Genomic DNA, 12,566 nt, shown 5'->3' on the forward strand with positions numbered 1-12,566 from the left:
CGTCCGGGTCAGGGTGGCGGTCCGGACGGCGAAAGGCCGCCCGATCCGGGTGGGACAGGGCGGCCGGCGCGCACGCGCACGCGTCAGTCGGGGTTCCCGTCCCGGAGGTGTTCGGCGCGATCACCGTCGATGGGAAGCATCGGCCACCCGCAGGTGAGCTGCGACGACGTCATGGCGGGGCTCCCGAATCGACTGGTTGACCTTGCGCGGACCACGGTAGGCGCGGCGGTGCGGGCGGGCAACGCATTTCGATGCCCATCCGCGCTGCCGCCGTTTGCTCGCCCACTGCCCCGCCCGCACAGCCGCCCGCTCGTACCGCCGCCGATCGCTCGCCCACTGCCCCGCCCGCAAGGTGCCCGCTCGCACCGCCGCCCGCCCGACCGTCGGTGTGTCGGGTCAGGAGCGGACCGACCAGACGGTCACCTCGACCGAGGCCGGCTTCGCCTGGTAGCGGTTGTGGTCGATCCGGACGTAGTTGACCACCGTCGGGTCACCCGGGTCCGGCTGGCAGTAGGTGACCGGGGTGCGGTCGACCAGTTCGAGATCGATGCTCGAGTACCGCTGGGCCTTCGGGTTCCGGCAGCCCGCGTAGCTGAGGTCGTTCGGGTCGTCGGTCCAGTTGTAGAGGGCGAGTTGGTGGTCCTTCTCCTGGAAGATAAGGGTGCCCGCGCCGGTGCCCTTCGCCAGCCGGGGTTTCGGCAGGAAGTAGACCGAGTCCTCGGCGAACAGCGTCCACCGTGGCGCGTCCGACGGCGGCACCCAGTCCGGTCCGGGCGGCCCGGGGGTGGGCGTCGGTCTGACCGTGGGGGTCGGGTCGGCGGTGGGCGTCGGTTCGACCGGAGTGCGGGTCGGTGTGGGTCCGACCGGGGTGGCGGTGGGTGTCGGTCCGACCGGGGTGGGGTCCGGCTCGGCGGTGGGGCTGGCCGGTGAGGCGTCGGTGGCGGCCGTCGGGCTGGGGGAGGCACCCCTCGCGTCCGGCTCGTGGTCCGTCGGCCAGGACAGCGCGGCCACCGTACCGACGACCACCAGCAGCAGCACGGCGATCCCGGCCGGCAGCCACCGGCGGTGACCGGAGCGGCGGGGCCCGCTGCCCTCCGGCTGGTCGGCTCCGTCGGGCGGGGTGGTCCCGTCGGGCGGGGTCGCGCCGTCGGGCGGGGTGGGCCGGCCCCGGCGGAGGGCCTCGAACAGCGTCCACAACCCGGCCGCGGCCGAGACGAAGGTGCCGGCCAGGCCCACCACGGCGTTGGCGTTCTCGACCCCGGCCTGCCAGGCCAGCAGGGCCACCCCGAGGGCGGCCACGGTGAGCAACGCGTAGACCTTTCGCGGGCCCGTCATGGCAATCATGGTGAGCGGGAGCGGCAAGGCCCGGTGTCGGCTAGGCGACGCTGCGTGTTCGCCGGGCGACATCGGGACCTTCGGTTGACCGACGGCACCCGGGCATGGCGCGACATCGGGACCTTCGGCTGGCCGACGGCATCCGGGCACGGCACGAGATCGGGACCTTTGGCCAGCCCGGAACGGGTCCTTGCGCCCCACCGCCGAGATGCCGATCGATCGATGCTGAAGGTGCCCGAGACGCCGCAACCGCCGAGGTGAAGCATGTCGACCGCACTCGCCACCACGATCGACGCACTGGTCGCCGACGGCCTCAAGGCCCTGGCCGACTACGACCGGTACGACCAGGAGCAGATCGACCACATCGTCCGGAAGGCGTCGGTGGCCGCGCTGGACCGGCACGCCGCGCTGGCCCAGCTCGCCGTTGCCGAGACCGGTCGGGGGGTGTTCGAGGACAAGGCGGTGAAGAACATCTTCGCCTGTGAACACGTCACCCACAGCATGGCCAGGACCCGCACCGTCGGGGTGATCGGCCGGGACGAGATCAGCGGCATCGTCGAGATCGCCGACCCGGTCGGCGTGGTCGCCGGGATCACCCCGGTCACCAACCCCACCTCGACCACCATCTTCAAGGCGCTGCTCGCGCTGAAGACCCGCAACCCGATCATCTTCGCCTTCCACCCGGCGGCGCAGCGGTGCAGCGTGGAGGCCGCCCGCACGGTACGGGACGCGGCCGTCGCCGCCGGGGCACCGGAGCACTGCGTGCAGTGGATCGAGGAGCCGTCGGTCGAGGCGACCACCGCGCTGATGCACCACCCCGGAGTCGCCACCATCCTGGCCACCGGTGGCAACAGCATGGTCCGGGCCGCGTACTCGGCGGGGAAGCCGGCGCTCGGCGTGGGCGCGGGCAACGTGCCCGCCTGGATCGAGTCGACCGCCAAGCTCAAGCGCGCGGTCAACGACATCGTGCTGTCGAAGTCGTTCGACAACGGCATGATCTGCGCCTCCGAGCAGGCCGTCATCCTGGACGCGGCGATCCACGACGCCGCGATCGAGGAGTTCCGGACCCTGCACGCCCACCTGGCGACCCCGGCGGAGAAGGCGAAGCTGGAGGCCCTGCTCTTCCCCGCCGGCAAACTCAATCCCGACGTGGTCGGCCGGACCGCCGCCTGGATCGCCGAGGCCGCCGGCATCACCGTCGCGCCGGACACCTCGATCATCCTGGCCGAGGTCGACCGGGTCGGCCCGGACGAGCCGCTGACCCGGGAGAAGCTCTGCCCGGTGCTGGCGGTGCTGCGCGCCGACAGCCGCGAACAGGGCCTGCGGTACGCCGAGCAGATGGTCGAGTTCCACGGCCTCGGGCACAGCGCGGTGATCCACACCGCCGACGAGGAACTGGTGGAGGAGTTCGGCCGCCGGGTCAAGGCGGTCCGGATCATCTGGAACTCGCCGGCCTCCCAGGGCGGCATCGGCGACATGTACAACGCGTTCCTGCCGTCGCTGACGCTCGGCTGCGGCAGCTACGGCCGTACCTCGGTGTCGAACAACGTCTCGGCGGTCAACCTGCTCAACATCAAGCGGATCGGGCGGCGGAACAACAACATGCAGTGGTTCAAGGTCCCGTCGAAGATCTTCTTCGAGGCGAACGCGATCCGCTACCTGGCCGAGATGCCCGACGTGCACCGGGTCACCGTCGTCACCGACGCCACCATGACCCGGCTCGGCTTCGTCGACCGGGTCAACCGGGTGCTGCAACGTCGACCCGAGAAGGTCGCCCTCCAGATCATCGACGACGTGGAACCCGAGCCCAGCGTCGCCACCGTGGACCGGGGCGCCGAGCTGATGCGGGCCTTCCGGCCGGACACCATCGTCGCCCTCGGCGGCGGCTCGGCGATGGACGCGGCCAAGGTGATGTGGCTGCGCTACGAGCACCCGGACGTGGTCTTCGACGACATGCGGGAGAAGTTCTTCGACATCCGCAAGCGCGCCTTCACCTTCCCGACCCTCGGCGCGCTGGCCCGGTTGGTGTGTGTGCCGACCACGTCGGGAACGGGCGCGGAGGTGACCCCGTTCGCGGTGATCACCGACCACCGGACCGGCAAGAAGTACCCGCTGGCCGACTACGCGCTCACCCCGACCGTGGCGATCGTCGACCCGGTGCTGACCGCCAGCATGCCGAGGGCCATCGCCGCCGACAGCGGCTTCGACGCGCTCACCCACGCCATCGAGGCGTACGTCTCGGTGTACGCGAACGACTTCACCGACGGGTTGGCCCTGCACGCCATCCGGCTGATCTTCGCCAACCTGGAACGGGCGGTGGTCGACGCCGACCCCGAGGCGCGGGAACGGATGCACAACGCGGGCACCATCGCCGGGATGGCGTTCGGCAGCGCCTTCCTCGGCATCGTGCACGCCATGTCGCACACCCTCGGCGCGACCTTCCACATCGCCCACGGGCGGACCAACGCGGTGCTGCTGCCGCACGTGATCCGCTACAACGGCACCGTTCCGTCGAAGCTGTCGGGCTGGCCCCGGTACGAGAGTTACCGCGCGCCGGAGCGGTTCGCCGAGATCGCCACGCTGCTCGGCCTGCCGGCGGCCACCCCGGCGGAGGGGGTGGCGGCGCTGGCCGAGGCGGTGGAACGACTCCGTGACGCGGTCGGCATCGAGCCGTCGTTCGCCGCGATCGGCGTCGACCGGGCGGCGTTCGAGGCGGCGCTGCCGCAGCAGGCCCTGAACGCGTACGAGGACCAGTGTGCGCCGGCCAACCCCCGGATGCCGATGCTCGACGACATGCAGCAGCTCATGCGGGCCGCCTACCAGGGCACCCCGGCGTCGGTCCCGGGCGAGTAGGCCACGGCGGCAGGGGAGACGGCGGGTGCGGCCAGTCCGGGCCCTAGCTCCGGGCGAGTAGACCCCGGGGTCGGATCGAGCGGACCGGTTCGGCGGCGGCCCCCTCGGCGCGCAGGATGTGGTTGGCGGCGATGATCCCGGTCGCCGCCGACCGCTCCATCAGCGCGCTGGGGAAGTCGGTGGAGATGCCGTCCCCGGCCAGGTAGAGGCCGGCGGCGTCGGTGCGTACCCCGGGGCGGCCGGGGTGGCTGCCGGGGGTGAACGCCGGGGCCTGCGCCTCGACCCGGGCGCGCAGCTCACGGACCCGCAGCCCGGCGACCTCCGGCCAGAGCGCGACCAGCTCGACCCGCATCCGTTCGGCCAGCTCCTCGGCCGGCACCCCCTCGTCGCAGGCGTACGCGTGCAGCTCCACCACCGCACCGCCGGTGTGCTGCGCCCAGCGGCGGGGTTCGTTCTCCAACCGGTGGTAGAGGGTCACCGAGTCCAGGGTGGGCTGACGGGAGACCCCGCTGAACACCGCCCGGTCGGCCCGGACGTCCCCGTCGAGCCAGTACCGCGCCACCGCGTACGGCGGACCGGGCCGACCGAACGCGGGCATCCGCGCCACCAGCTCGGGCGCCGCCGCGACCAGGCCGGGGGAGGCGGCGACCAGCGCGGCGAGCGCGGGCGGATCGACGGCGAGCACCAGGTGCCCGGCGGGGTACGAGGTGCCGTCGACGGTGGTCACCCGCCAGCCGTCCGGCTCCCGGTCCAACCGGCTCGCGGCGACGCCGGTGCGCACCCGGCCGCCGTGGTGCTCCACGTGCCGGGTCAGCGGCTGCCAGATCGCCGTGGCGTAGTCCTCGTCGGGGCAGTCGAAGGCCAACCCCTCCGGGTTGCCCAGCAGGTAGAAGTGGAACTGGGCGATCATCTCGGCGGCCGACATCTCCGCCTCGTGGTTGAAGAACGAGTGCGAGAAGACCTCGAAGAGCATCGCCCGCGCCCGGTCCGGCAGCTTCAGCGAGCCGAGCAGCGCGTCGGCGGTGGTGTCGTCGAACTCGGCGTAGGTGCGTACCGGGTCGTAGCTGAGCAGCGGCAACGCGGCGTCCCGGTCCATCGCGCGCAGGTCGGCCAGGCGCAGGCTGGGGCTGCGCAGCAGCAGGGCCAGCAGGTTGGCCGGCGGGGCCGGGGGCAGCCTGCCGAACTCCTCGGTGGGCCACTGCGCGGACAGGATCGGGTAACCGGGGATCGGCTTGAGGAAACCGAGCGCCGGGTCGACCCGCCGCAGGATCGACCGCCAGTTGTAGTACTGCCGGAAGAACGCGTGGAACCCGTGCTCGTTGACCTGGCTGCCGTCGGCGAGCGCCTCCGGCCACGCGCCGAGCCGACCGCCGAGCGTCGGCGCGGCCTCCAGCACGGTGACGTCCACCCCGCGTTCGGCGAGCACCACCGCCGCCGACATGCCGGCGATCCCGCCGCCCACCACCACGGCCGTGGTCGGGCGCGGCACCCGGGGGCTGCCACCACCGCCCGGCTCCACCACATGCTCGCGTACGCCGATGAGCCGACCCAGCTGCTGCGACAGCGCCATGTGCACCTCTCCCGACCAGGAACCCCCAGTCTGCCTGACCGGACCGGGTCCGCCCCGGTCAGGAAGGTGTGCCGGTGTCGCCTGCGCTGTCGGCGGGGTGCCCGGTGGAGGTGGCGGCGGGGCGCGCGCCGGAGGTCTTGGCGGGGTGCCCGGCGGCGGGCCGTGGCCGGTCGGACGGGGGCCAGACGTACTCCAGGTCGGCCGGGATGTCGCCGAACTGGGGGCGGTAGTGCTCCGGATCCTTGCGCAGCAGCGCCGAACGATGGCTCAGATGCAGGTCGTCGCGGCCCAGCCAGGGCGGCAGCTCACCGGCGGCGGCCAGCTCGGCCTGGGTGCGTACCCGGTCGATGCCGCAGGCGGCGGTCAGGTCGGTGACCAGCGTCGCCGCGCAGGTGTCCGCCCGGCCCGGCTCGCACCAGACCGCGCAGACGTCCAACCCGTACCGGGTCAGCGCCTCCTCGTAGCCGGCCCACATCTTCACCGCCGGGTGGTTGCGCCAGCCGTAGCCCGGCCAGGTCAGCCCGCGCAGCACCTGGATCGCCTCCACCCGCTGCTTGCCCAGCCGCCGCTGGTCGAGGGCCCGCGCGCTGGCCAGGAAGTCCGGGTACGGCAGGAACGTCTGCACGGCGCTGCTCTACCCACCGCCGAGCCCACCATGCCTGCGTGATCACCTGGGACTGCGTGCCTGCCGGGGCTGCTTGCTCGCCGGGGCGTGCCTGTCAGGGCTGCGCCCGTAGCGACCGGCTGACTACCATCCGGGGCATGGCCGAACCCCTGCGTGATCGTGCCCGGCGCGCGACCGGCTGGCGGCTGCGGATGAACGGCGACTCCCGTCCGCACTATGTGGTCTGCGGGAACGACCCGTTGGCGTACTGGGTGGTCCGGGCGCTGCTCGCCACCGAGCTGGCGCACGGCCGGGTACGGATCACCCTGGTGGTGCCGGAGCGCCGCCGCTCGGAGGGCCCCGACGGTCGGGACGTCGACGGCGTCCAGGTGGTCCGGGCCGACCGGCTCGACGAGGCCACCTTCCGCCGGGCCGGCCTGGCCGGGGCGGACGGGTTGGCCCTGCTGCACCAGGACGACGTGGGCAACATGCACGCCGCGCTCTGCGCGCAGGAGGTCGAGCCCCGGCTGCGCCTGGTGGTCCGGATGTTCAACACCAGCCTCGCCAACGGCCTGCGGCAGCTCTTCCCCGACTCGGCGGTCCTCTCCGACGCCTCGATGGCGGCCCCGGCGTTCGTCGCCGCCGCCCTCGGTGAGGTCGCCCCGACCCATTTCCGGCACGGCGGGCGCACCCTCTACGTGGCCCGCCGCGACGACGTCCGCCCCGCCGACGTGGTCTGCGGGCTGGCCGTCACCACCGATCCGGAGCTGGTCCGGGTGCTGCCCGCCGACGAACCCGCCGCCGACGTGGTGCTCGCCGAGGCCACCGGCCAGCCCGCCGGCACCGAGCTGGCGGCCCGCCGGCTGGTCCGGGCCCGGCGTCGCCGGCAGCCCCTCGCGGTGCTGCTCCGGGCGGTCCGCAGCTTCGCCACCCGCAAGATCGGCATAGCGGTGCTCACCCTGCTCGGGGTGATCGCGCTGCTCGGCTGGCTGAACTCCCGCGCGGTCGACGTGAGCTGGACGGAAGCCCTCTACCTGACCCTGGTCACCACGCTCAGCGGGCAGGACCCGGACGTCGCCAAGCCGGCTGCCGCCCAGATCATGCAGGTGGTGCTCAACCTGGCCGGGCTGGCGCTGATCCCGCTGATCACCGCCGTGGTGGTCGACGGCATCGTCAACGCCCGGCTGGCCCTGCACGCCGGCCGGATCCAGCCGGAACGCGCCGGGCACGTGGTGGTCGTCGGGTTGGGCAACGTCGGCACCCGGGTGATGGCCCAGCTGCACGACTTCGGCGTCGAGGTGGTGGCGATCGACCGGAACGCGGAGGCGCGCGGCGCGGCGCTGGCCCGGCGGTTGGGCGTACCCCTGATCGTCGGGGATGCGGCCCGCGAGGAGACGCTGCGCTCGGCCTCGGTGGAGCACTGCCAGGCGTTGGTGGTGGTCTCCACCGACGACGGGGTCAACCTGCGGGCCGCGTTGAACGGTCGGGCGCTCAGCCCGGAACTGCGGGTGGTGCTGCGGCTGTTCGACGGCGACTTCGCCGAGCGGATCCAGCGGGCCTTCGGCATCGGCATCTCGCGCAGCGTGTCCTACCTGGCCGCACCGGCGTTCGCCGCCGCGCTGCTGGACCGGGCGGTCATCGCCACCATCCCGGTCGACCGGCACGCCCTGTTGGTGGCGGAGGTGCCGGTGGTGGCCGGTGCCCCGCTGGACGGCCGCCCGCTCGGCGCGGTGGCCCGCCCCGGTGAGGTCCGCCTGCTGGCCCACTCCCGCCCCGGGCAGAAGAGCGACTGGACGGCCGACCCCCGGATGGTGATCTCGGCGGGGGACCGGCTGACCGTGGTGGCCCGGCGGGCCGGGCTGAGCGCCCTGCTCCGCGAGACCACCCCGCCTCCGCAGGCCGGTCCCGCCTCGCCCGGGTCGGCATCGCCCGGTCGTGCAGCGGCCGGGTCCGTGCCGGCCGGCCCCGTGCCGCCCCGGCGTCCGGAGGCTGCCGAACCGGCGTCACCTGCGGGCCCTGCGCGTACGCCGGCCACCCCCGCGCCTCGTGACCCGGAGGAGGGCGTAGCAGGCGGCGCCGAGGGCGAGCACGCCGAAACCGGCGAGGACGCTGGCGGTCGGGAGGCTGACCGCGAGTAGTAGGCAGCCGGCCAGCCCCAGCGCCGCGAGCACCTGGACGGGCAGCTTCCGGGTCGGATCCCGGCCCAGGGTCAGCGCGGCGGCGTTGGTGATCGCGTAGTAGACCAGCACGGTGCAACTGGAGAAGCCGATCGCCCCGCGTACGTCACCGAGCGCCACCACCGCGATCACCACGGCGGCCACCGCCAGCTCGGCCCGGTGCGGGACCTGGCGTACCGGGTGCACGGCGGCCAGCACGCCCGGCACGTCCCGGCGGCGGGCCATCGCCAGCACGCTCCGGCCGACCCCGGCGAGCAGGGAGAGCAGCACGCCGGTCACCGCCACCGTCGCCCCGGCCCGGACCACCCAGGCCAGGCCGGGCAACCCGGCCACGGTCACCACGTCGGCCAGCGGCGCGGCGGACCCGGCCAGCCGGTCGGGGCCGAGCACGCCGACCGCGACCACCGCGAGGACCAGGTAGATCGCGAGCACCATCCCGAGCGCCAACGGCACCGCCCGGGGGATGGTGCGGGCCGGGTCGCGGACCTCCTCGCCGAGGGTGGCGATCCGGGCGTACCCGGCGAAGGCGAAGAAGAGCAGCCCGGCGGCGGTCAGCACGCCCCGGGTCGGGCCGCCGCCCTCGGCGATCCGGCCGAGCCGGACGTCCCCAGCGACCAGGCCGGTGACCGCGACCAGGGCCAGCACCGCCAGCACCACGACCACCAGCACCTTCGTGGCGGCGGCGGTCTTCGCGATGCCGCGCAGGTTCACCCCGGTCACCGCGGTCACCGCGCCGACCGCGACCAGCCGGGCCTGCCCCGGCCACAGGTACGCACCGATGGTCAGCGCCATCGCCGCGCAGCTCGCCGTCTTGCCGACCACGAAACCCCAGCCGGCGAGGAAGCCGGCGAACGGGCCGAGGCGTTCCCGCCCGTAGACGTAGCTGCCGCCGGACTCCGGGTAGCGGGCCGCCAGCCGGGCCGAGCTGGTCGCGTTGCAGAAGGCGATGAACCCGGCCAGCGCCAGCGCCACCAGCAGCCCGGTGCCGCCGGCCGCCGCGGCGGCCGGGGCGAAGACCACGAAGACGCCCGCGCCGAGCATCGCCCCGAGCCCGACGACCACCGCATCGGGTACGCCCAACCGCCGGCTGAGTCGATCCACCCCGGCAGGCTATGTGTCGGAGGTGAACGGGCGGTCCCAGTTCCGCAACCGGCCCGGCAACGGCACCTCGTCCCAGGGCATCCGGCGCAGCAGCCGGTCCAGCAGCAGCCCGAGCAGCAGTCCGGCCACCGAGTCGGTCAGCCAGTGCCAGCCCAGGTAGGTGGTGGTGCAGAGCACCACCAGCGGCGGCACCACCCGGACGGCGGTGGCCAACTGCCGGGGCATCCGCCGGCCGACCGTCCGCAGCAGTGGGGCGAGCAGCAGGGCGAGCACCCCGTACCAGACGATCGCGTTGGCCACGTGCCCCGACGGGTACGACTGGGCGTAGCCGACCGGCAGTTCGTGCTGGAACAGCGGCAGGGTCTGCTCCGGCGGCAGGAACGGTTCCTTCACGCTGGCGGTCGGGGCCGGGCGGGCCGTCCACACCTTGAGCGGGCCGATGGTCAGCAAGGTGAACACGAAGGCGACCACCGGGGGCAGCACCGGGCGGACCGAGCGGAGCCGGACCGCCAGCAGCACCCCCAGGGCGGCGGCCAACATCGTCAACGGGCTGCCCTGGCCGAGCAGGTTGAGCACCCAGGCGATCCAGTACGCGGCGGTCGGTCGGTGCGCGTCCGCCCAGTCGGCGACCGCCCGGTCGACTCCGAAGAGGTGGTCGGTGGCGAGCGCCACGGTCAGCGCGACGAGGGCGGTGAGCAGCAGGGCGTCGTACCACCAGCCGGCCGGGCGGACCGGCCTGGGCCGTACTCGGCCGCGTACCGGCGTGGTCGTCTCCCGCACACGGTCACGCTACCGGCCTTCCCCGACGGCCGTGGTGGCACGGCCCGGGGTCGATGTGTGTCGAGCCACGAAGGGAGGCGCATGCCGGGGGCACCCGGCACACTTGTCCCGTGCGGATCACCTCGGCCCTCGTCGACCCGGCGCTGCTCGACCTGCCCTGGTCGACCCCGCTGGAGCAGTGGCCTGCCCGGCACCTGGTGGCGCTGCCGCAGGGCATCTCCCGGCACATCGTCCGCTTCGTCCGCCTCGGCGACTACGTGTACGCCGTGAAGGAGACCGGCGAACGGGTCGCCGAACGCGAGTACGACCTGCTGCGGGCGCTGGAACGGATCGACTTCCCGTCGGTGGAGGCGATCGCGATCGTGGCCGACCGGCAGGCCGACGACGGTGAGCCACTGGACCCGGTGCTGATCACCCGGCACCTCCAGTTCTCGCTGCCGTACCGGGCGCTGTTCTCCCGCACGCTGCGCCCGGAGACGATGGGCCGGCTGCTCGACGCCCTTGCCCTGCTGCTGGTCCGGATGCACCTGACCGGCTTCTTCTGGGGCGACTGCTCGTTGTCCAACACGCTGTTCCGGCGCGACGCCGGGGCGTTCGCCGCCTACCTGGTCGACGCCGAGACCGGTGCGTTGCACCGCTCGCTGTCCAACGGGCAGCGCGGTGAGGACCTGGAGATCGCCCGGGTCAACATCTTCGGTGAGGCGCTGGACCTCCAGGCGGCCGGACTGCTGCACGAGTCGATCGACCCGGAGGTGGTCTGCGAGGAGGTCGTGCAGCGGTACGAGCGCCTCTGGCACGAGATCACCTACGAACAGCAGATCGAGCGGGAGGCCCGGCACGACATCGAGGGCCGGATCCGCCGCCTCAACGACCTGGGTTTCGACGTGGCGGAGGTGGCCCTGTCGACGGTCGACGACGGGCGTTACCTGGTCCGCCCGAAGGTCGTCGACGCCGGCTACCACACCCGCCGGCTGATCCGGCTCACCGGCCTGGACGCCGAGGAGAACCAGGCCCGCCGGCTCCTCAACGACCTGGACGCCTACCGGGTGGAGAGCGACCTGACCGACGAGCAGCAGGCAGCACACCGCTGGCTGACCGAGGTCTTCGAGCCGGTCGTCCGGGCGGTCCCCGCCCACCTGCGGCACAAGCTGGAACCGCAGGAGATCTTCGCGCAGATCATCGAGCACAAGTGGCTGCTCTCCGAGCGGGCCGGCCGGGACGTGGGGATGGGGCCGGCGGTGCAGTCGTACCTGGCCGACGTGCTGGTGCATCGCCCCGACGAGCAGGCAGTCCTGGGCGTCGAGGTCCCCACCCCCTGATCCTCCTGCCTCCTGCCCTCCTGCCCTCCTGCCTTCTGGTTTCCTGCTGTCCTGGCCGCCTGCCTTCCGGCATCTTCGACTTGCCCGAACGAACGGACCTCGTCGCCGATCTGAATGCCCTTCCTCAGCCCGGCCTACTCTCGCTCGGGGTGGACCTGGCCGGACTGCTTTCGTTCTGGCTGGTCCTGGTTCGGCTGGTCCTGGTTCGGCTGGTCCTGGTTCGGCTGGTCCTGGTTCGGCTGGTCCTGGTTCGGCTGGTCCCGTCTAGGTGGGGTCTCGTCCGATGTCTGGTCTCCGTTCCCGCCGACCCGCCCGTCCGGACGGCCGAGCCGTCCGCTCGTGGCCCAGGTGACACCGCAGGTAGGACGTGTCATGCAGACGCTTTGGACCTGATGACGTAAACGACTCAAAGACCCGCCACAGCGACTCCGGCGCAAGTTTGCTGCCATCGGTGGCGGTGGCGGTGGCGGTGGCGGTGGCGAGGGTGAGCTGGCGGTGGTGGGGTGGGGTGGGGTGGGGTGAGGTGGCGGTGAGGGGTGAGGTGGCGGTGGTGGGGGGTGAGGTGGCGGTGAGGGGTGGGGTGGCGGTGGCGGTGGTGAGGGTGGGGGTGTGCCCCTGTTGATCGTTTTGCATGTGCCGACTGGTTCGATGGCACCTCCGTCGGGCTCGGTGACGTCCACTGAGAACAGCGGTCGAGCCGTCACGCCCTTGAATCGTTAACGTCATCAGCTCCAAAGGATGCGCACAACACACTCGGTGGTTGCCGGCCTGCACCGCGCGGGGTCATCGCGCGGGTCATCGAGGGCCAAGCCGCCCCGCGCCCCGGG

7 protein-coding genes and 2 pseudogenes are annotated in these 12,566 nt (G+C 73.1%); 3 read left to right on the top strand and 6 right to left on the bottom strand.

The annotated features are described in order from the left end of the window. Positions 1-396: 396 nt before the first annotated feature. Entirely contained in the window at positions 397-1,335 is a 939-nt protein-coding gene (locus ACIG87_RS16415; protein ID WP_396851345.1) for a hypothetical protein, read from the bottom strand. Positions 1,336-1,599: 264 nt separating this feature from the next. Here ACIG87_RS16415 and adhE point away from each other — a divergent pair, with 264 nt between their 5' ends. Beyond that, positions 1,600-4,188: a bifunctional acetaldehyde-CoA/alcohol dehydrogenase gene (gene adhE, locus ACIG87_RS16420; protein ID WP_396851346.1), complete on the top strand. Its 2,589-nt coding sequence runs from the start codon at positions 1,600-1,602 to the stop codon at positions 4,186-4,188. Positions 4,189-4,231: 43 nt separating this feature from the next. Here the strand turns inward: adhE and ACIG87_RS16425 are convergent, their stop codons facing one another. Next, positions 4,232-5,758 (bottom strand): FAD-dependent oxidoreductase, encoded by a 1,527-nt coding sequence (locus ACIG87_RS16425; protein WP_396851347.1) that lies wholly within the window; start codon positions 5,756-5,758, stop codon positions 4,232-4,234. Positions 5,759-5,924: 166 nt separating this feature from the next. Next, positions 5,925-6,383: pseudogene (locus ACIG87_RS16430) on the bottom strand (MSMEG_6728 family protein); the annotation flags it as partial. A gap of 137 nt (positions 6,384-6,520) precedes the next feature. Here ACIG87_RS16430 and ACIG87_RS16435 point away from each other — a divergent pair. Continuing rightward, positions 6,521-8,467, top strand: a pseudogene (locus ACIG87_RS16435) (NAD-binding protein); the annotation flags it as partial. Here the strand turns inward: ACIG87_RS16435 and ACIG87_RS16440 are convergent. After that, positions 8,366-9,640: an APC family permease gene (locus tag ACIG87_RS16440; RefSeq protein WP_396851348.1), complete on the bottom strand. Its 1,275-nt coding sequence runs from the start codon at positions 9,638-9,640 to the stop codon at positions 8,366-8,368. The pseudogene ACIG87_RS16435 and the gene ACIG87_RS16440 overlap by 102 nt on opposite strands. A gap of 9 nt (positions 9,641-9,649) precedes the next feature. Then, positions 9,650-10,420, bottom strand: coding sequence for a phosphatase PAP2 family protein (locus ACIG87_RS16445; RefSeq protein ID WP_396851349.1), 771 nt, complete (start codon positions 10,418-10,420; stop codon positions 9,650-9,652). Between the two features lie 53 nt (positions 10,421-10,473). Here ACIG87_RS16445 and ACIG87_RS16450 point away from each other — a divergent pair, with 53 nt between their 5' ends. Next, the gene (locus ACIG87_RS16450; protein ID WP_396851350.1) at positions 10,474-11,739 is read left to right on the top strand and encodes a DUF4032 domain-containing protein; all 1,266 of its coding nucleotides are present in this window, start codon (positions 10,474-10,476) and stop codon (positions 11,737-11,739) included. Between the two features lie 264 nt (positions 11,740-12,003). On the opposite strand, the gene ACIG87_RS16455 is transcribed toward ACIG87_RS16450, so the two are convergent. Then, on the bottom strand, positions 12,004-12,372 hold the full coding sequence (locus tag ACIG87_RS16455; RefSeq protein WP_396851351.1) for a hypothetical protein: 369 nt from the start codon (positions 12,370-12,372) through the stop codon (positions 12,004-12,006). Between the last annotated feature and the right edge of the window lie 194 nt (positions 12,373-12,566).

It is taken from the genome of Micromonospora sp. NPDC051925 (assembly GCF_044548625.1).
Lineage (GTDB): Bacteria > Actinomycetota > Actinomycetes > Mycobacteriales > Micromonosporaceae > Micromonospora.

What these genes read in the sequence shown, in the direction of transcription:
- ACIG87_RS16455 (WP_396851351.1), bottom strand. Translation starts at nt 12,372, where the DNA reads ATGCAAAACGATCAACAGGGGCACACCCCCACCCTCACCACCGCCACC.
- ACIG87_RS16415 (WP_396851345.1), bottom strand. Translation starts at nt 1,335, where the DNA reads ATGACGGGCCCGCGAAAGGTCTACGCGTTGCTCACCGTGGCCGCCCTC.
- adhE (WP_396851346.1), top strand. Translation starts at nt 1,600, where the DNA reads ATGTCGACCGCACTCGCCACCACGATCGACGCACTGGTCGCCGACGGC.
- ACIG87_RS16425 (WP_396851347.1), bottom strand. Translation starts at nt 5,758, where the DNA reads ATGGCGCTGTCGCAGCAGCTGGGTCGGCTCATCGGCGTACGCGAGCAT.
- ACIG87_RS16450 (WP_396851350.1), top strand. Translation starts at nt 10,474, where the DNA reads ATGTGTGTCGAGCCACGAAGGGAGGCGCATGCCGGGGGCACCCGGCAC.